The organism is Chromobacterium alticapitis, from assembly GCF_002924365.1.
GTDB lineage: Bacteria > Pseudomonadota > Gammaproteobacteria > Burkholderiales > Chromobacteriaceae > Chromobacterium > Chromobacterium alticapitis.
The window spans coordinates 15,679-33,417 of the sequence record NZ_PQWB01000017.1; the positions used below are offsets into that span (position 1 = coordinate 15,679).

General features: G+C 65.0%; 18 protein-coding genes. 13 read left to right on the plus strand and 5 right to left on the minus strand.

Translation table 11 applies throughout. The features are described from left to right. The first annotated feature begins 8 nt into the window (after nt 1–8). The 5 genes from rng to C2I19_RS03970 all read left to right on the plus strand — a co-directional run bounded on the left by rng (nt 9) and on the right by C2I19_RS03970 (nt 4,267). Nucleotides 9–1,505, plus strand: a complete 1,497-nt coding sequence (gene rng / locus C2I19_RS03950) for a ribonuclease G (protein ID WP_103901419.1) — start codon at nt 9–11, stop codon at nt 1,503–1,505. 406 nt (nt 1,506–1,911) lie between these two features. Further along, nucleotides 1,912–2,181 (plus strand): hypothetical protein, encoded by a 270-nt coding sequence (locus C2I19_RS03955; RefSeq protein WP_103901420.1) that lies wholly within the window; start codon nt 1,912–1,914, stop codon nt 2,179–2,181. A 120-nt stretch (nt 2,182–2,301) separates the two neighbouring features. Then, a complete protein-coding gene (locus tag C2I19_RS03960; protein WP_103901421.1) occupies nt 2,302–2,784 on the plus strand; it encodes a putative periplasmic lipoprotein in 483 nt (160 codons plus the stop codon). Nucleotides 2,785–2,952: 168 nt separating this feature from the next. Then, nucleotides 2,953–3,570: a glutathione S-transferase family protein gene (locus tag C2I19_RS03965; protein ID WP_103901422.1), complete on the plus strand. Its 618-nt coding sequence runs from the start codon at nt 2,953–2,955 to the stop codon at nt 3,568–3,570. A 28-nt stretch (nt 3,571–3,598) separates the two neighbouring features. Continuing rightward, nucleotides 3,599–4,267: an O-methyltransferase gene (locus tag C2I19_RS03970; RefSeq protein WP_103901423.1), complete on the plus strand. Its 669-nt coding sequence runs from the start codon at nt 3,599–3,601 to the stop codon at nt 4,265–4,267. 61 nt (nt 4,268–4,328) lie between these two features. Here C2I19_RS03970 and C2I19_RS03975 read toward each other — a convergent pair whose 3' ends face one another. Then, a complete protein-coding gene (locus C2I19_RS03975; protein ID WP_103901424.1) occupies nt 4,329–5,126 on the minus strand; it encodes a BPSS1780 family membrane protein in 798 nt (265 codons plus the stop codon). Nucleotides 5,127–5,368: 242 nt separating this feature from the next. On the opposite strand from C2I19_RS03975, the gene tkt reads away from it, so the two are divergent. The 5 genes from tkt (at nt 5,369) to fba (ending at nt 11,948) form a co-directional block, all read left to right on the plus strand. Next, nucleotides 5,369–7,357: a transketolase gene (gene tkt, locus C2I19_RS03980; protein ID WP_103901425.1), complete on the plus strand. Its 1,989-nt coding sequence runs from the start codon at nt 5,369–5,371 to the stop codon at nt 7,355–7,357. Nucleotides 7,358–7,451: 94 nt separating this feature from the next. Beyond that, entirely contained in the window at nt 7,452–8,462 is a 1,011-nt protein-coding gene (gene gap, locus C2I19_RS03985) for a type I glyceraldehyde-3-phosphate dehydrogenase (RefSeq protein WP_103901426.1), read from the plus strand. A gap of 393 nt (nt 8,463–8,855) precedes the next feature. Continuing rightward, nucleotides 8,856–10,031, plus strand: coding sequence for a phosphoglycerate kinase (locus tag C2I19_RS03990; RefSeq protein WP_103901427.1), 1,176 nt, complete (start codon nt 8,856–8,858; stop codon nt 10,029–10,031). Nucleotides 10,032–10,169: 138 nt separating this feature from the next. Then, nucleotides 10,170–10,799 carry a LysE family translocator gene (locus C2I19_RS03995; RefSeq protein ID WP_103901428.1) on the plus strand — a complete coding sequence of 210 codons (630 nt, stop codon included), beginning with the start codon at nt 10,170–10,172 and terminating at the stop codon, nt 10,797–10,799. Between the two features lie 84 nt (nt 10,800–10,883). Further along, nucleotides 10,884–11,948: a class II fructose-bisphosphate aldolase gene (gene fba / locus C2I19_RS04000; RefSeq protein WP_103901429.1), complete on the plus strand. Its 1,065-nt coding sequence runs from the start codon at nt 10,884–10,886 to the stop codon at nt 11,946–11,948. Nucleotides 11,949–12,273: 325 nt separating this feature from the next. Here fba and C2I19_RS04005 read toward each other — a convergent pair whose 3' ends face one another. Genes C2I19_RS04005 through C2I19_RS04020 form a run of 4 tightly spaced genes read right to left on the minus strand, consistent with a single transcriptional unit; the run spans nt 12,274 to nt 15,718 of the window. After that, entirely contained in the window at nt 12,274–13,416 is a 1,143-nt protein-coding gene (locus C2I19_RS04005; protein ID WP_103901430.1) for an osmoprotectant ABC transporter ATP-binding protein OsmV, read from the minus strand. Beyond that, nucleotides 13,416–14,075 carry an ABC transporter permease gene (locus C2I19_RS04010; RefSeq protein WP_304529147.1) on the minus strand — a complete coding sequence of 220 codons (660 nt, stop codon included), beginning with the start codon at nt 14,073–14,075 and terminating at the stop codon, nt 13,416–13,418. Before C2I19_RS04010 ends, C2I19_RS04005 begins: the two co-directional genes overlap by 1 nt. Then, a complete protein-coding gene (locus C2I19_RS04015; protein WP_199181067.1) occupies nt 14,075–15,007 on the minus strand; it encodes a glycine betaine ABC transporter substrate-binding protein in 933 nt (310 codons plus the stop codon). The genes C2I19_RS04010 and C2I19_RS04015 overlap by 1 nt, the downstream gene beginning before the upstream one ends. Before the next feature lie 24 nt (nt 15,008–15,031). Continuing rightward, nucleotides 15,032–15,718: an ABC transporter permease gene (locus C2I19_RS04020; RefSeq protein ID WP_199181068.1), complete on the minus strand. Its 687-nt coding sequence runs from the start codon at nt 15,716–15,718 to the stop codon at nt 15,032–15,034. A 508-nt stretch (nt 15,719–16,226) separates the two neighbouring features. Here C2I19_RS04020 and moaD point away from each other — a divergent pair. From moaD to C2I19_RS04035, 3 genes are read left to right on the plus strand one after another with little or no spacing between them, the layout of a single operon-like run. Further along, the gene (gene moaD, locus C2I19_RS04025; protein ID WP_103901433.1) at nt 16,227–16,478 is read left to right on the plus strand and encodes a molybdopterin converting factor subunit 1; all 252 of its coding nucleotides are present in this window, start codon (nt 16,227–16,229) and stop codon (nt 16,476–16,478) included. Between the two features lies 1 nt (nt 16,479). After that, the gene (gene moaE, locus C2I19_RS04030; protein WP_103901434.1) at nt 16,480–16,956 is read left to right on the plus strand and encodes a molybdopterin synthase catalytic subunit MoaE; all 477 of its coding nucleotides are present in this window, start codon (nt 16,480–16,482) and stop codon (nt 16,954–16,956) included. After that, the gene (locus C2I19_RS04035; RefSeq protein ID WP_103901435.1) at nt 16,953–17,738 is read left to right on the plus strand and encodes a TIGR00266 family protein; all 786 of its coding nucleotides are present in this window, start codon (nt 16,953–16,955) and stop codon (nt 17,736–17,738) included. The genes moaE and C2I19_RS04035 overlap by 4 nt, the downstream gene beginning before the upstream one ends. Nucleotide 17,739: the final 1 nt, after the last annotated feature.

A 17,739-nucleotide genomic window follows, 5' to 3' on the forward strand; every position in this document is an offset into this window, starting at 1 on the left:
GAACCATCATGCTGCATCAATCGATAGCATTGCCGCGCGACTTGCCGCGGCCGCAGGAACAGATCCTGGTCAACATCACGCCGCAGGAAACCCGCGTCGCGGTGCTGGAAGAAGGCATTGTCCAGGAGTTGCACGTCGAGCGCGCGGCCAGCCGCGGCATCGTCGGCAACATCTACCTGGGCCAGGTCAAGCGCGTGCTGCCCGGCATGCAAAGCGCCTTCATCGAGATCGGCCTCGAGCGCGCCGCCTTCCTGCACATCGCCGACGTGCTGGAACAGCGCCAGCACCCCACGGAGCCGCAGCGCATCGAAAAAATGCTGTTCGAAGGCCAGACCGTCCTGGTGCAGGTGATCAAGGACCCGATCGGCACCAAGGGCGCGCGGCTGTCGACGCAGATCTCGCTGGCCGGCCGTTTCCTGGTTCACCTGCCGCAGGAGGAGCACATCGGCGTATCGCAGAAGATTGAAAGCGACGCCGAACGCCACAGTCTGAAATCTCGACTGGAAAAGCTGCTGCCGGCGAATAGCCCGCGGGGCTACATCATCCGCACCAGCGCGGAAACCGCGCGCGACGACGAGCTGGCCGCCGACGTCGAGTACCTGAGCAAGCTGTGGTGCGACATCCAGCAGAAGTCGCAGACCCTGCCGGCGCAGAGCTTGTTGTACGATGACCTGCCGCTGGCGGTGCGCGTGCTGCGCGACATGGTCAGCGGCTACACCGACAAGGTGCTGGTGGACTCCAACGAGAACTACGGCCGCATGGTGGAGTTCGCCGAGCAGTACGTGCAGATCGCCGTGGACAAGATCGAGCGCTACGCCGGCGAGCGGCCGCTGTTCGAGCTGCACGGCATCGAGGCCGAGATCGACAAGGCGCTGGCGCGCCGCGTCAATCTGAAGTTCGGCGGCTATCTGATCATCGACCAGACCGAGGCGATGACCACGATAGACGTCAACACCGGCGGCTTCGTCGGCAACCGCAACTTCGACGAAACCATCTTCAAGACCAATCTGGAGGCCACCCAGGTCATCGCGCGCCAGCTGCGGCTGCGCAATCTGGGCGGCATCGTCATCGTCGACTTCATCGACATGGACAGCGAAGAGCACCAGGCCGCGGTGCTATCCGAACTAGCCAAGGCCATGGCGCGCGACCGCACCCGGGTGACGCTGAACGGCTTCACCAGCCTCGGCCTGGTGGAAATCACCCGCAAGCGCACCCGAGAGAGCCTGGCCCATGTACTGTGCGAGCCCTGCCCCACCTGCCAGGGCCGCGGCGAGATCAAGACGGCGCAGACGGTGTGCTACGAGATCCAGCGCGAGATCGTGCGCGAGGCGCGGCAGTACGGCGCCAAGAGCTACCGCATCCTGGCCGCGCAGTCGGTGATAGACATGTTCCTGGACGAGGAGTCGCAGAGCCTGGCCATGCTGGTGGACTTCATCGGCAAGCCGGTGTCGCTGTCGGTGGAGTCCAGCTACACCCAGGAACAGTTCGACGTGGTGCTGCTGTAGGGCGGAAGCCTGGCCTCGCCGGGCGTTCCGCCTGCCTCGCGCCATGGACTGGAGCGGCGGCGCAAGAACGGGCAATGGCCATAGGGCGGTTGCCCGTTTTGCTTGGGCAGCTAGCCGGCTAGGCGAAGGTTGTGGATAAGAAACGATTTGGCAAAGGACTGTGGATAACCGGCGTTCAAAGCATCCATCGGCCAGGTTTCGACGCGGGGCGCGCGCAGGTCTTGCAGGGTGGCCAAGCCTTTTCTTGCGCAGACAATCGCGGGCATGCCTCCTAGGCCAGCCCGCGCTGCGTTTGGACGGGCACGCCCTTCTCCCTTAAAGATTGTGGCGTCAGCTGCAAAGGCAAGGATATTGCCGTCAACCCGCTACACTCAAATTGACAAGCCGGATGACGGAGGGACATGCCATGAACGCGCTGTGCCGTGAAAGCCTGCTGTGCCTGATGGAGGACGTGGAGGCGGAGGACCCTATCGATTACGCCGACCTGCCCTTCGATGAGCGCAATCTGCGCGAGCTGATCGTCGACTCGCTGCTGGAGCGGGAACTGACATTCCGCGCCGAGGAGCCGGACGAGGCCAGGCGCATGCTGGTCTACCTGGCCGCCACCGCGCGGCTGACTTTGGAGAATCTGGTGCTGCACGCCCGGCTGCTGCGCGCGGGGCTGGAGGAGGAATGAGGCTGGGATGGGCCAGCGCGCCGCGCCGCAAGTGGCCGGAATGATGACGGAGAGCTAGAATGGCGCCCGCCATCGGCGCGTTGCCCTTGGTTTTCCCAAAATAACAAGCCAGACACTGTGATGAAAAAGATTCTCGCCCTGACCGTCTGCGCGCTGGCCCTGTCCGGCTGCGCCGCCACCACGACTATGAGCAGCTCCGCGCCCAAAGCCGCGATAGCCATCCATCAGGACAAGCAGGTGGTCAATATGGACCTGCCGCAAACCCGCAGCTACTCCACCACCAGCTTCGGCAATTACGAATTCAAGGCTACCGCCGAAGGCAAGCCGCCGCTGTACGGCTTGTTGCCGTTGAAGTTCAACGGCGGCTACCTCGCGACCGACATCGTCCTCTTCCTGCCCGCCCTGTTCTTCAACCTGCGCGAAGTGTTCCCCTATTACGATTTCGACCTGGAGCATGGCGTGGTGCGTTACCGGTCGAAGGCAACCGATGCCTGGACCGCGTACACGCCGAGCCAGGCGGAGGCGGATAGAGCGCGCAGCCATATCGACTATGCCCAGGGTCCGTCCTCCGTGGCCGCATCCGAGCCTGTGGCCGCCAAGTGACGAGGGTGTGACGGGCGCGCTGCCCCGTCTGACTTTTCCCCGGTTCGCGGCTGCCTGCCATGGCGGCCGCGGGTTTCGCCGGGCGGAGCCAAGCGATCCATCACGCCGAATAAACATTTGGCATGGCTGCGCTTATACTGATCGTCTACCCCTCATCAGGATGACGACATGCTACGCCTGCTCGGCCGCGCCAACTCCATCAATGTCCGCAAGGTGCTGTGGACCTGCCATGAAATCGGCCTCGATTACCTGCGCGAGGATTGGGGGCGCGGCTTCCGGCCGGTATCCGATCCCGAATTCCTGGCGCTGAATCCCCTGGCGCAGATCCCGACGCTGGTGGACGGCGACACCGTGTTGTCCGAATCCAACGCCATCTGCCGTTATTTGGCGGCCAAGCATGGCCGGCATGACCTGCTGCCGGCCGATCCCGCCGCGCGGGCGCGAGTGGAGCGCTGGATGGACTGGCAGGCCGCCGACCTGAATCCGGCCTGGTCCTATGCTTTCCACGGCCTGAGCCGCCGCAGCCCGGAGCATCAGGACCCGGCGCGCATCGCCGAAAGCGTGGCCGCCTGGAGCCAGCAGATGCGCTTGCTGGAAACGCAGATCGGCGACGGTTGGATATTGGGCGATGCCTTCACCCTGGCCGACCTTGTCTTGGGCGTCTCGGTGCAGCGCTGGCTGCTGACGCCGTTCGACAAGCCGGCATTGCCCAGAGCCGAAGCCTATTTCGAGCGGCTGCGCCGGCGGCCGGCCTATGTCGCCCACGGCGGCGAGGGCATAGCTTGATCCGAATCCGTTTTTAAGGAGAGCAGCGATGAACGATGCGCAATGGGCCGCGCTGGACGATTACTACAGCGAGGAACTGGTGAGACAGGACGCGGTGTTGGCGGCGGCCTTGGCCGACAGCGAGGCCGCCGGCTTGCCCGGCCATCATGTGGCGCCCAACCAGGGCAAGTTCTTGAACCTGCTGGCGCGCATCCACGGCGCGCGGCGGATTCTGGAAATCGGCACCCTGGGCGGCTACAGCGCCATTTGGCTGGCGCGCGCCTTGCCGGCCGACGGCAGGCTGGTCACGCTGGAGTTCGAGCCGCGGCACGTGGAAGTCGCCGCAGCCAATATCCGGCGCGCCGGGCTGGCCGACCAGGTGGAGATGCTGCCGGGCGCGGCGGCCGATACGCTGCGCCGGCTGATCGCCCAGGGCGAAGCGCCGTTCGACTTCATCTTCATCGACGCCGACAAGCCCAACAACCCGCTCTACCTGGAGCTGGCTCTGCAGCTGTCGCGCCCCGGCACGGTCATCGTGGGCGACAATGTGGCGCGCGGCGGCGCGGTGGCGGACGCCTCCAGCGCCGACCCGGCCGTCCAGGGCATACGCCGTTTCATCGAGCTGATGGGCGAGCACCCGCGTCTGTCCGCCACCGCGATGCAGACGGTTGGCGCCAAGGGCTACGACGGCTTCGCCTTGGCCGTGGTCGAGCGCTGAGCCGCCGCGCGCGAAAACGGGCAGCCCAGGCTGCCCGTTTCGTTTTGCCGATCGAGCCGGCTTACGGCTGAGCCGACGGCTGGCCGAACACGTCTTTCCAGCTGGTGTAGGCCGTGACGAAGGCGATGGGGCACCACAGCAGCAGGCCCAGGCCTAGCGTCAGCATGACCGGAATCAGCAAGAGGCCCAGCGCCAGGCCGGCCACCAGCATGGGCAGCCAGTTGGACAAGCCGGCGCGCAGGCTGGCCAGGATGGCCTGCCACGGCGACACGCGGTCCAGCGCCACCAGCGACGGCGCGAACCAGTAGCTCAGGCTGACGACGAACATCACCGCCGACATCGTCAGCGCCAGCAGGGCTAGGAAGCCACCCGCCGCACCCGGGTGCGATGCTGCCGGTGCTAAGTCGCCAGAGAACAGCGACAGCTCGCCCATCGCGCCGGGATGCATCGCATGATTGCCCAGGACGCCGCTCATCACGCCGGTGGACATGCCGACAATGCCGACGACCATCATCGCCGCCACCATCAGCGCGAAGAACATCGCGCCCACCTGCAGCAGCGGGCCGGGCATCAGGCGGAAGCCGGCGAACAGGTCGGCCAGCTCCAGCTCCTCGCCGCGTTCGGACTTGCGCGCGGCCAGGATGAAGCCGCCGGCGAACACCGGGCCGATGACGGCGCCGATCAGCCCGCCGATGAAGGGCACGGAGTGGATGGCGAAATGGATCAGCAGATAGACCAGGGTCAGCAGCACCCAGGTCAGCGGTTGCTCGCGTACGATGTGAAACGCCTCCACGCACCAGCGCCAGCCGCGGCCGGCGGCCACTTTGCGGGCAAGGGGCGGGGTGTCGAATGACTGCATATTTGGCCTCCGTTGCGGCGCGTTTTGCGCCGTGATTTGGGGAAATACAGCTAGACCATGCCATCCAGCCATGGTTCTGCTTGATTCTACTCAATTTGCGGGGCGGCGGGCCGGTTGCCGGAAAGCGCCAAAATCGGCGATAATCCGGCGGTTTTGCGACGGTGTGCCCTGTCGCCGGCAGCATGAGCGCATAGGGATGAACCGTCGTACCGGTTCCCAAATAGTCTTGAGGTTTTACCGAAATGGTTACCCGCACCGAGCTTGCCAATGCTATCCGCTTCCTGGCCATGGACGCCGTGGAAAAAGCCAAATCCGGCCACCCGGGCGCGCCGATGGGCATGGCGGATATCGCCGAAGTCCTGTGGCGCGATCACCTGAAGCACAATCCGGCCAACCCGTCCTGGGCCGACCGCGACCGCTTCGTCCTCTCCAACGGCCACGGCTCGATGCTGATCTACAGCCTGCTGCACCTCTCCGGCTACGATCTCTCCATCGACGACCTCAAGAATTTCCGCCAGCTGCACTCCAAGACGCCGGGCCACCCGGAATACGGCTACGCGCCTGGCATCGAAACCACCACCGGTCCGCTGGGCCAAGGCATCACCAACGCGGTGGGCATGGCGCTGGCCGAAAAAATGCTGGCCGCCCAGTTCAACCGCGACGGCCATGAAATCGTCGGCCACAACACCTATGCGTTCCTGGGCGACGGCTGCCTGATGGAAGGCATCAGCCACGAGGCGTGCTCGCTGGCCGGCACCTGGGGCCTGAACAAGCTGGTCGCCTTCTGGGACGACAACGGCATCTCCATCGACGGCCACGTCGAAGGCTGGTTCAGCGACGACACCCCGGCCCGCTTCGAGGCCTATGGCTGGCAAGTGATCCGCAACGTCAACGGCCACGATCCGGCCGAGATCGCCACCGCCATCGAAACCGCCAAGAAGAGCGCCGACCAGCCGACGCTGATCTGCTGCAAGACCACCATCGGTTTCGGCGCCCCCTCCAAGCAGGGCAGCCACGATTGCCACGGCGCGCCGCTGGGCGCGGCCGAAATCGCCGCTTCCCGCGAACTGCTGAAGTGGCCGCACGCGCCGTTTGAAGTGCCGGCCGAGATCTACGCCGAGTGGAGCGCCCGCGACAAGGGCGCCGTGGCCGAGATCGAATGGAACAAGCGCTTCGACGCCTACCGCGCCGCCCATCCGGAGCTGGCCGCCGAGTTCGAGCGCCGCATGAAGGGCGAGTTGCCGCAAGGCTGGGCCGACGCTCAGGCCGCCGCGCTGGCCAAGATCAACGACGCCGCCCAGACCGTGGCCACCCGCAAGGCCAGCCAGATCGCGCTGGAAGCGCTGTCGCCGTCCCTGCCGGAATTCGTAGGCGGTTCCGCCGACCTGACCGGCTCCAACCTGACCAACTGGTCCGGCTCCAAGTGGATAGACGGCGAAGGCCAGGGCAATTACATCAGCTACGGCGTGCGCGAGTTCGGCATGGCCGCCATCATGAACGGCATGACCCTGCACGGCGGCCTGCGTCCGTACGGCGGCACCTTCCTGATGTTCAGCGAATACGCCCGCAACGCGCTGCGCATGGCCTCGCTGATGAAGATCAACCCGATCTTCGTGTTCACCCACGACTCGATCGGCCTGGGCGAAGACGGCCCGACCCACCAGCCGGTGGAACAGACCGCCACCCTGCGCTACATCCCCAACCACCACACCTGGCGTCCGTGCGACACCACGGAAACCGCGGTGGCCTGGGCGCATGCCGTCGAGCAGAAGCACACGCCGTCCAGCATGATCCTGAGCCGGCAGAACCTGCCCTTCGTCACCCGCGACGAGGCCCAGGTCGCCGCCATCCGCAAGGGTGGTTACGTGCTGCGCGACGCCGAGAGCGCGCGCGCCGTGCTGATCGCCACCGGCTCCGAAGTGGAGCTGGCGCTGAAGGCGCAGGAAACGCTGGCGGCCGAAGGCATCGCCGTGCGCGTGGTGTCCATGCCCTGCACCAATGTGTTCGACGCCCAGGACAAGGGCTGGCAGCAAAGCGTGCTGCCGGCGGGCCTGCCGCGCGTGGCCATCGAAGCCGGCCATCCGGACTTCTGGCGCAAGTACGTGGGCCTGGAAGGCGACGTGGTCGGCATCGACCACTTCGGCGAATCCGCCCCGGCCGGCCAGCTGTTCAAGGAATTCGGCTTCACGGTGGAGAACGTGGTCGCCAAGACCCGCGCCGTGCTGCGCTAAGAAATCAACAGACCACCGCGGCGTCGCGGTGGTCTTTTTTTGCCTTGCCATGTAGTGTCGCCACTACATGAAGCATTCTGGAGAAGAGAGAAGCATGACCATCCGCCTCGCCATCAACGGTTACGGCCGCATCGGCCGCCAAGTTCTGCGCGCCATCTACGAAAACAAGTTGCACGACGACTTCAAGGTGGTGGCGGTCAACGCCTCCGGCGACCTGGCCATCAACGCCCACCTGACCCAGTTCGACACCGTGCATGGCCGCTTCCCCGGCACCGTGGAGCAGGACGGCGAACATCTGATCCTGAATGGCGACAAGATACCGTTCTTCAGCACCCGCAACCCGGCCGAGCTGCCGTGGAAGGCGCTGGGCGTGGACCTGGTGCTGGAATGCACCGGCTCCTTCACCACCAAGGAAAAGTGCCAGGCCCACCTGGCCGCCGGCGCCAAGAAGGTGCTGATCTCCGCGCCGGGCGGCGACGATGTGGACGCCACCATCGTCTACGGCGTGAACCATGACGTGCTGACGCCGGCAATGACCGTGGTGTCCAACGCCAGCTGCACCACCAATTGTTTGGCTCCGGTGGCCAAGGCGCTGCACGACGCGCTGGGCATCAAGAAGGGCCTGATGACCACCATCCACGCCTTCACCAACGACCAGGTGCTGACCGACGTCAAGCACAAGGACCTGCGCCGCGCCCGTTCCGCCACCGACAATATGATCCCCACCAAGACCGGCGCGGCCAAGGCCGTCGGCCTGGTGCTGCCGGAGCTGAAGGGCAAGCTGGACGGTTTCGCCGTGCGCGTGCCCACCATCAACGTTTCGCTGGTGGACCTGACGTTTACCGCGATGCGCGACACCACCAAGGAAGAAGTCAACGAAATCCTGCAGGGAGCGGCCGATGGCCGGATGAAGGGCATTCTGGGCTTCAATACCCTGCCCTTGGTGTCCGGCGACTTCAACCACACCGAGCAGGCCTCCACCTTCGACGCCACGCTGACCAAGGTGACCGGCGGCAATCTGGTCAAAGTGCTGGCCTGGTACGACAACGAGTGGGGTTTCAGCTGCCAGATGCTGCGCACCGCGCGCGCGATGTTCGAGTGCTGATCCAGCCGTAGGGCGGATGCCCCGCGAGGGGCGATCCGCCATCTTGTCGCGGGGCCAGTGTGTTCGGATGGTAAAGATGGGCGCGGCGGAACGCCCGGCTAGGCCGGGCTTCCGCCCTACGGAAAACCGCGGCCGCATGCCAAATGCACTGTTGTTTTGTTACATGGCGCGCGCAAGAAATTTGATTGGTGTTAAAGTGACGCCGCTTAATCGGCATACACTGCCGGATAGGGGCGATCACCGCGCGCGGCTGTCCGCCGCCCAGCGCCGCTGGGCGACACGGGGGAAATTCTGCAACAGCGCGTGGCGCCATCGTCATGGTTACGCCCAATCCCGCGCAAGCCTAGTCTGCTTGCCGGACTCTTCCGCATCCAAACCTGAGCGAGTGAAGCGATGAAATTCAACAAACTCTCCGAGCAGAATCTATCCGGCAAGCGCGTGCTGATCCGCGTGGACATGAACGTGCCGTTGAAAAACGGCGTGATCGGCGAGGACACTCGCATCCGCGCCAGCCTGCCCACCATCGAACACTGTCTGCAGGCCGGCGCCGGCGTGATGCTGATGACCCACCTGGGCCGTCCGACCGAAGGCGAGCCGAAGCCGGAAGACAGCCTGGCGCCGGTCGTGGCCCGCCTGTCCGAGCTGCTGGGCAAGCCGGTGCGCCTGCAAGCCGATTTCCAGTCCGGCGTCGAACTCGCCGCCGGCGAAGTGGTGATGCTGGAAAACATCCGCCTGAACAAGGGCGAGAAAAAGAACAACGAGGACCTGGGCCGCGCCTACGCAGGCCTGTGCGATGTGTTCGTGCACGACGCCTTCGGCACCGCGCACCGCGCCGAGGCCTCCACCCACGCCGTGGCCAAGTTCGCTCCGGTAGCCTGCGCCGGCCTGTTGCTGTCGGCCGAGCTGGACGCCCTGGGCAAGGCGCTGCAAGCGCCGGCCCGTCCGCTGGTGGCCATTGTCGCCGGCTCCAAGGTATCGACCAAGCTGACCATCCTGGAAGCGCTGGCCGACAAGGTGGACCAGCTGATCGTGGGCGGCGGCATCGCCAACACCTTCTTGCTGGCCGAAGGCAAGGCCATCGGCAAATCGCTGGCCGAAGCCGATCTGGTGGAAGACGCCAAGCGCGTGATCGCCAAGATTCGCGCCCGCGGCGGCGATGTGCCGCTGCCGTCCGACGTGGTGTGCGCCAAGGAATTCGCCGAAACCGCCGCCGCGACCACCAAGAACGTGGCCGAGGTGAGCGCCGACGACATGATTCTGGACATCGGCCCGGATTCCGCCAAGCAGCTGGCCGGCATCATCGCCCAGGCCGGCACCGTGGTGTGGAACGGCCCGGTCGGCGTGTTCGAGTTCGACCAGTTCGGCAACGGCACCCAGACGCTGGCCAAGGCCATCGCCCAGTCCAAGGCGTTCTCCATCGCCGGCGGCGGCGACACGCTGGCAGCCATCGCCAAGTACGGCATCACCGACGACATCAGCTACATTTCCACCGGCGGCGGCGCCTTCCTGGAATTCCTGGAAGGCAAGGAACTGCCGGCCGTGGCCATCCTGGCTGAACGCGCCAACTAAAGGAGCGACCGGCATGGCGGCTTGGCCGTCATGCCGGCGACGAGGGATGAATGTGCGAAAACAAGGAGGCGAGATGAGCCGCCGCCCGCTCCGGACGCTCCGTTATACTGACGGTTCCGCCCTCGTCAGGAGAATGTGATGTCGCTGCAAACTTGGCTGTTGTTCGTCACCACCATGTTTTTCGTCTCCGCCACGCCCGGCCCCAATATGCTGCTGACGATGACCCACGGCATCCATTACGGCGTGCGCCGCACGCTGATGACCTGTTTCGGGCTGATGAGCGCGCTAGGTCTGATCATGATGGGCTCGGTGGCCGGCCTGGGTGCCTTGCTGGCCACCTCCGAGCTGCTGTTTTCCATCGTCAAGTACGCCGGCGCGTTGTATCTGGTTTACCTCGGCGTCAAGACCTGGCGCAGCCTGCCGCAGCCGGTGGCCGAGCTGTCCGAGGATAAGAGCGGCAAGCATGGCCCGTGGGCGCTGTACCGCCGCGGCTTCCTGGTGGCGATGAGCAATCCCAAGGCCTTCATCTTCTTTACCGCGTTGTTCCCGCAGTTCATGAACGCGCACCAGCCGCAAGGGCCGCAACTGGCCATCCTGGCGGCCACGTTTTACCTGATCGAGTCGAGCTGGCAGCTGACCTACGCCGGCAGCGGCGCCCGGCTGGCGCGCTGGCTGAACAGCGCGCGCCGGCTGCGCATGGTGAACCGCTTCAGCGGCGGCGCCTTCGTCGGCGCCGGCGTATTGCTGACCGGCTTGTCTCGTCAATAAGCATCACGGCTGCCGATTCGCCATCGTCAGCCGTTTTTTTCGAACCGGCCCCGCGCGCTGCGGGGCTTAGCGAGGGAGAGATTCATGGCACTCGTTTCCATGCGCCAGCTGCTGGATCACGCGGCTGAATTCAGCTATGGCCTGCCGGCCTTCAACGTCAACAACCTGGAGCAGATGCGCGCCATCATGGAGGCCGCCGACAAGGTGGACGCTCCGGTGATCGTGCAGGCCTCGGCCGGCGCCCGCAAATACGCCGGCGCGCCCTTCCTGCGCCACATGATCCTGGCCGCGATCGAAGAATTCCCGCACATCCCGGTGGTGATGCACCAGGATCACGGCACCAGCCCGGACGTGTGCCAACGCTCCATCCAGCTGGGCTTCTCCTCGGTGATGATGGACGGCTCGCTGAAGTCTGACGGCAAGACCCCGGCCGACTACGACTACAACGTCGGCGTCACCCGCACCGTGGTCAACTTCGCCCACGCCTGCGGCGTGTCGGTGGAGGGCGAAATCGGCTGCCTGGGCAGCCTGGAAACCGGCATGGCCGGCGAGGAAGACGGCGTCGGCGCCGAAGGCGTGCTGGACCACAGCCAACTGCTGACTGATCCGGAAGAAGCCGCCCGCTTCGTCAAGGATACCGGCGTGGACGCGCTGGCCATCGCCATCGGCACCAGCCACGGCGCCTACAAGTTCAGCAAGAAGCCCACCGGCGACGTGCTGCGCATCGACCGCATCAAGGAAATCCACGCCCGCATTCCCAACACCCACCTGGTGATGCACGGCTCCTCCAGCGTGCCGCAGGAGTGGCTGGCCATCATCAATCAGTACGGCGGCGAGCTGGGCGAAACCTACGGCGTGCCGGTTGAGGAAATCGTGGAAGGCATCAAGCACGGCGTGCGCAAGGTGAACATCGACACCGACCTGCGCCTGGCTTCCACCGGCGCCATCCGCCAGTTCATGGCCAAGAACCCGGCCGAGTTCGACCCGCGCAAATACCTGGCCAAGACCATCGAAGCGATGCGCGATGTTTGCATCGCCCGCTACGAGGCTTTCGGCTCCGCCGGCCAGGCCAGCAAGATCAAGGCCATCAATCTGGACACCATGGCCAATCGCTACCTGAAGGGTGAACTGGCTCAGATCATCCGCTGACGAATGATGCACGCGCAGACGATGGTTTGTAAGCATTGTGTAAAAACGCTTGCAAGCCATTATTAGCGATGCAATAATCCATTTGTCATTTCAGGAAAGGGATTTGCATTCCATGCCGCATTGGCGATTTATGCGAACGAGCATGCGCATGGCTTGCTAACTACCCGACCCGCCCGCGAGGCGGGTTTTTTTTGCTTGCGGCGAGCGCAGCGCGTTTCCAGCGCGCAAAGCCGCGCTCTTAATGGCGCGAACCCTTTATGCCATCTCTCCCGCCGCGGCGATCCGGCGCCTGGCGGCAGGAGCATGGCATGCCGACTCAGCCGGACTACGACATGATGGGGTCGCGCCGGCGAGTGCGTCCGGAATTCAAATAACCGGCGATATAGGCTTGCGCCACCTCGCCGCAGTAGCGGCCGGCTTCGTCCACCACCGGCATCCAGGTGAGGTTATGTTCGTATAGCCGCGACAGCACCACCCGCAGGTTCTCGTCCGCGCCGGCGGTCGCCTCTATCCGGTTGAGCTTGTCGCGGCAGCGGCCTTCGCCCAGCTTGGCGTCGCGGCGCTTGACGAAGCCCAGCGGCTCGCCGGCTTCATTCACCACGGTGAGGTGCAGCAGGTCGGCGTCGTCCATCATGCCGTAGGCGGCGGCCAGCGGCGTGTCCAGCCGCGCGGTCAGCGTTTCCTGCTGCTCCGCCACCTCGCCCGCCCGCACCAGCAGCAAGCGCTTCAGGGTGCGGTCATGGCCGACGAAGCTGGCGACGAACTCGTCCGCCGGACGCGCCAGCACTTCGTCCGGGCCGGCGCACTGCACCATTCTGCCCTGGCGGAACACCGCGATGCGGTCGCCGAGCTTGATCGCCTCGTCGATGTCGTGGCTGACCAGCATCACGGTCTTGCCCAACTGGCGCTGCATCTGCAGGAATTCGTTCTGGATCTGCTCGCGGTTGATCGGGTCCACCGCGCCGAAGGGCTCGTCCATCAGCAGCACAGGCGCGTCGGCCGCCAGCGCGCGGATCACGCCTATGCGCTGCTGCTGGCCGCCCGACATCTCGCGCGGATAGCGTTGCAAAAAGCGGTCAGGGTCCAGCGCCACCATATGCATCAGCTCGCGGGCGCGCTCGCGGCAGCGCTTCTTGTCCCAGCCCAGCATGCGGGGCACCACCGTGATGTTTTCCTCGATGGTCATATTGGGGAACAGGCCGATCTGTTGAATCACGTAGCCGATGTGCCGGCGCAGCGTCACCGTGTCGATGCCGGCCGTGTCCTCTCCTGCGATCAGCACCTTGCCGGAAGTCGGTTCGATCAGCCGGTTGATCATCTTCATGGTGGTGGTCTTGCCGCAGCCGGACGGGCCCAGCAGCACGCAGATCTCGCCTTCCGCCACTTTCAAGCTGACATTGTCCACGGCCTGGACCCGTTGACCGTTCTTTTGGGTAAATTGCTTGCAGAGATTTTGCAGTTCTATCATCAGCGAATTCCTTTCGGTGTCAGCGCGCGCTGGGCGCGCAGCAGCAGCCAGTCCATGGCGACGGCGAGCAGGCTTACGACGACGGCGCCGGCTATCAGTTTGCGGATATCGCTCTGGCTGATGCCGTGCAGGATCAGGGTGCCGAGGCCGCCGGCTCCGACGATGGCGGCGATGGCCATGACGCCGATGTTCAGCACCACGGCGGTGCGGATGCCGCCGAAGATCACCGGCACCGCCAGCGGCAGCTCCACCCAGCGCAGACGTTGCCAGAAGGTGAGGCCGATGCCGCGGCCGGCCTCGCGCACGCCGGGCTCCAGCTGCGTCAGCGCGGCATGGGTGTTGCGCACGATGGGCAGCAAGGAATACAGGAAGGCGGCGCTGACGGCCGGCACCGCGCCGATGCCGTGGCCGATCAGCGAAAACAGCGGGATCATCAGGCCGAACAGCGCGATCGCCGGAATGGTCAGCAATACGGTGGCCAAGCCCAGCACCAGGTTGGTGATCGCGGGAAAGCGCACGATCCATATGCCCAGCGGCACGCCCAGCAATACGGCCAGGCTGACGGCGATGCCGACCAGCGACAGGTGCTGCCAGGCCAGCGCGCCAATATAGGGCAGGCTGGACAGAATGTAGCGGACTGTCTCCAGCAGGGTTTCCATCAATCACCCCCTTTCAACAGGCCGCGGCTGAGCAGAAACTCGGCCGCCACCTCCGTGACTGGGCGATGCCGGATATCCACCTCGGCGTTCATCGTCGATATGGTGTCGTTGTCCAGCAAGGCGGACAGCCGGTTCAAATCGTCGGCCAGGCCGGGATGGCGCTCCAGCGCTTCTTTGCGCACGACAGGCGTCGCCGCGTAGGCCGGGAAGAAGTTCAGATCGTCCGCCAGCACCAGCAGCTCGAAGCCCTGGATGCGGCCGTCGGTGGTGTAGACCAGGCCGGCATCGACGAAACCGTCGCGGATGGCGTTGAAGACCAGTCCCGAATCCATCTGCCGGATCTGCGGCCGGCTCAACGCCATGCCGTACAGTTTCTGCAAGGGCTTCAGCCCGTCCGGACGGCCGGCGAACTCCATGTCGAAGCCCAGCTGCCAGCGTTTGTCGCCGCCGTTGCGCGGGTTTACCGCCCGCGCCAGGTCCGACAGCGTGCGCACGCCTTCGGCCTCGGCCCGCGATCGTTTCATCGCCAGCGCATACGTGTTGTTCAGCGCGGATGGATTCAGCCAGACCAGGCCCAGCGGTTCGTCCAGCCGCTTGATCTCGGCATAGGCCTCCTCATTGTCCATTTTCCGCTGGATGCCGTGATGGACGATCAGCCCGGTGCCGGTGTAATCCCAGGCCAGGTCGATCTGCCCGCTCTCTTGCGCCTTGCGCAGGATCACCGAGGCGAGATCCTGCTTTTGGACGATCTGGTAGCCTTTGCCGCGCAGATACTGCGCGGTCAGCTCGGATAGCAGGTGCTGCTCGGTGAAATTCTTGCTGCCCAGCGTCAGGGTCGCCGCCTGGGCCGGGATGGCCAGGCCAAGCGCCAGCGCCGCCAGCGTCAGCCAGCGGCGGACGCCGGCCTTGAACATCGATAGGGATATCGTCATGAAACCTCCATGGAATGGCTTGGATCAGCCCATACCGCGCGCGGCGGCGAGGCGGCCCGCCAGCGCTACAGCCTGATCCAGGGCCAGCGCCAGCAGCGCCGTGGCGCCTGCGCCCAGCAGCAAGGCGGTATGTTTGTTCAGATAGATGCCGGGGAAGATCAGCTCGCCATAGCTGCTGGCGCCGATCAGAAAGGCCAGCGGCGCGGTGCCCACGTTGAGCGCCAGCGCGACGCGCACGCCGGACAGGATCACCGGCAGCGCGTTGGGCAGCTCCACCCGCCACAGCCGCTGGCGCGGCGTCATGCCTATCGCGTCGGCGGCTTCGAGCAAGGCCGGCGGCAAGCCGGCCAGGCCGGCATAGGCGTTGCGCACAATGGGCAGCAAGGATGCCAGGAACAGGGCGGTGATCGCGGGGGCGTCGCCGATTCCGACCACCACCATGGCTAGGGCCAGCACCGCCATCGGCGGCAGGGTGTTGCCGATATTGAAGATCTGCATCCATGATTCCGCGCTGCCGCGCAGGCGCGGCCGGCTCAGCAGGATGCCGCTGGGCAAGCCGACGGCTAGAGCCAGGGCCATGGAAACGCCCACCAGATAAAGATGCCGCCCGCCCAGATAGACCAGGTCTTCGCGGTACTCGGCCCATATGGCCGTGTCTATGCCGTAATGCCATCCTGCCGCAGCCAATGCGGCGAGGGCCAAGCAAAACATGTTGCGCTTGCTAAACGCTCTTTTGTGCATCTGCGTCCTCCTTGGCGGATGAAGACGGCGAAACCGTCAACGATCCGCTGTAATGATCGCGACAACCAGAGAGCTGCCAGTAGATTTTCAAGACATCCGGCCAAGCCGGATACGAGACGCGTGAAACGCGGGAACGGGCGCGAGCCCGAAGCTTGAATGACGCGCCGTGAAGCGCATCGAGTTTTTAACGCTACCATACAAAGATTAAATATACAAACAATCTAATATTCAAATAATCAATACTGGCGCAGAATTTGATGGATGATGTTTGAATTGTTAGATTAATTTATGCATATGGTATTGCTTGTGGGGCATTGTGTCCGCTTGGCCGTTAGGGCGGCTGAGGCCGGCGCGACACTCCTGAACATGGCGTTCTGCGGTCGCTCGGCGCCGAACGTCGATGGACTCGCTTCCGTCGTCGCCATCGTTTGCATACACTGGCCATAGCGAGTGAGTGAGCTCGATAAAGGGGGACGATATGAAACTGAACTTGTTGTATTTTGCCCGCTTGCGCGAGACGCTGGGCGTGGAGAGCGAGCAACTGGACAGCGAGGCCGCCACGGTGGCTGAGCTGTTGACCGAGTTGCGCCAGCGCGGCCAGGCCTGGGCTCTGGAACTGTCGGCGGACAAGGTGTTCCGCGTGGCGGTGAACCAGGAAATGGCCGGCCTGGAAACGCCGCTGGCCGACGGCGACGAAGTGGCGGTGTTTCCGCCGGTGACCGGGGGCTGAGATGACGGTCAACCATATCCGGGTGCAGAACGAGGACTTCGACGTCGGCGCCGAAGTGCGGCGCTGGTCGGCCAATCCGGCTTGCGGCGCGGTGGTCAGCTTCACCGGCATGGTGCGCGGCGACGGCGACCGTCAGGACGTGGTGGCGCTGGAGCTCGAGCATTACCCGGGCATGACGGAAAAGGCGCTGGCCGACATCGTCCGCGAGGCGCGCCGGCGCTGGTCCTTGAAGGGCGTGACGCTGATCCACCGCATCGGCCGGCTGGCTCTGGGCGACAATATCGTGTTGGTGGTGGCGGCCAGCGGCCATCGCCGCGATGCTTTCGAGGCCGCCTCCTTCCTGATGGATTATCTGAAGCGGCAGGCGCCGTTCTGGAAATGCGAAATCCTGGCCGATGGCAGCCGCCATTGGGTGGACGCCAAGGCCAGCGACGAGGCGGCGGCCGCGCGCTGGGACGAAGCGGGAGCGCAGTCATGACGATGGATGTGATCGATTACCAGGTGTTCGGCGACGACATGCAGTATGTCGAGGTGGAACTGGACCCGGGCGAGGCGGCGGTGGGCGAGGCCGGCGCGCTGTATTACATGCAGGACGGCATCGCCATGGATACGGTGTTCGGCGATGGTTCGAACCGCGGCGGCGGCGCATTCGGCTCCTTGCTGGGCGCCGGCAAGCGGCTGCTGACCGGCGAGTCCGTGTTCACCACCGTGTTCGCCAATCAGGCCTCCGGCCGGCGCAAGGTGGCGTTCGCCGCCGCCACGCCGGGCAAGATCGTGCCGGTGCACCTGCTGGAGCTGGGCGGCGTGCTGTACGCGCAGAAGGACAGCTTTCTCGCCGGCGCCAAGGGCGTCAGCCTGGGCCTGGCCTGGCAGAAGCGCATCGGCACCGGCTTGTTCGGCGGCGAAGGCTTCATCATGCAAAAGCTGGAGGGCGACGGCTACGTCTTTCTGCACGCCGGCGGCGCCTTGACCGAGATGCAGTTGCAGCCCGGCGAAACGGTGCGGGTGGATACCGGCTGCGTGGTGGCCTATCAGCCCAGCGTCGACTTCGACATCGAATACGTGGGCAAGCTGAAAAGCGCGCTGTTTTCCGGCGAGGGTCTGTTTTTCGCCAAACTGACCGGTCCGGGCAGGGTGTGGCTGCAGTCGCTGCCCTTGTCGCGCTTGGCCGACCGCATCGTCGCCGCCGCGCCGCGCGCCGGCGGCGAGTCGAAGGAGCAGGGTTCCTTGTTGGGCGGCCTGTTCAACGACAAGAACTGAT

Bases quoted from the DNA above. Each gene is read 5' to 3' on its own strand.
- rng (WP_103901419.1), top strand. From the start codon at position 9: ATGCTGCATCAATCGATAGCATTGCCGCGCGACTTGCCGCGGCCGCAG.
- C2I19_RS03955 (WP_103901420.1), top strand. From the start codon at position 1,912: ATGAACGCGCTGTGCCGTGAAAGCCTGCTGTGCCTGATGGAGGACGTG.
- C2I19_RS03960 (WP_103901421.1), top strand. From the start codon at position 2,302: ATGAAAAAGATTCTCGCCCTGACCGTCTGCGCGCTGGCCCTGTCCGGC.
- C2I19_RS03965 (WP_103901422.1), top strand. From the start codon at position 2,953: ATGCTACGCCTGCTCGGCCGCGCCAACTCCATCAATGTCCGCAAGGTG.
- C2I19_RS03970 (WP_103901423.1), top strand. From the start codon at position 3,599: ATGAACGATGCGCAATGGGCCGCGCTGGACGATTACTACAGCGAGGAA.
- C2I19_RS03975 (WP_103901424.1), bottom strand. From the start codon at position 5,126: ATGCAGTCATTCGACACCCCGCCCCTTGCCCGCAAAGTGGCCGCCGGC.
- tkt (WP_103901425.1), top strand. From the start codon at position 5,369: ATGGTTACCCGCACCGAGCTTGCCAATGCTATCCGCTTCCTGGCCATG.
- gap (WP_103901426.1), top strand. From the start codon at position 7,452: ATGACCATCCGCCTCGCCATCAACGGTTACGGCCGCATCGGCCGCCAA.
- C2I19_RS03990 (WP_103901427.1), top strand. From the start codon at position 8,856: ATGAAATTCAACAAACTCTCCGAGCAGAATCTATCCGGCAAGCGCGTG.
- C2I19_RS03995 (WP_103901428.1), top strand. From the start codon at position 10,170: ATGTCGCTGCAAACTTGGCTGTTGTTCGTCACCACCATGTTTTTCGTC.
- fba (WP_103901429.1), top strand. From the start codon at position 10,884: ATGGCACTCGTTTCCATGCGCCAGCTGCTGGATCACGCGGCTGAATTC.
- C2I19_RS04005 (WP_103901430.1), bottom strand. From the start codon at position 13,416: ATGATAGAACTGCAAAATCTCTGCAAGCAATTTACCCAAAAGAACGGT.
- C2I19_RS04010 (WP_304529147.1), bottom strand. From the start codon at position 14,075: ATGGAAACCCTGCTGGAGACAGTCCGCTACATTCTGTCCAGCCTGCCC.
- C2I19_RS04015 (WP_199181067.1), bottom strand. From the start codon at position 15,007: ATGACGATATCCCTATCGATGTTCAAGGCCGGCGTCCGCCGCTGGCTG.
- C2I19_RS04020 (WP_199181068.1), bottom strand. From the start codon at position 15,718: ATGTTTTGCTTGGCCCTCGCCGCATTGGCTGCGGCAGGATGGCATTAC.
- moaD (WP_103901433.1), top strand. From the start codon at position 16,227: ATGAAACTGAACTTGTTGTATTTTGCCCGCTTGCGCGAGACGCTGGGC.
- moaE (WP_103901434.1), top strand. From the start codon at position 16,480: ATGACGGTCAACCATATCCGGGTGCAGAACGAGGACTTCGACGTCGGC.
- C2I19_RS04035 (WP_103901435.1), top strand. From the start codon at position 16,953: ATGACGATGGATGTGATCGATTACCAGGTGTTCGGCGACGACATGCAG.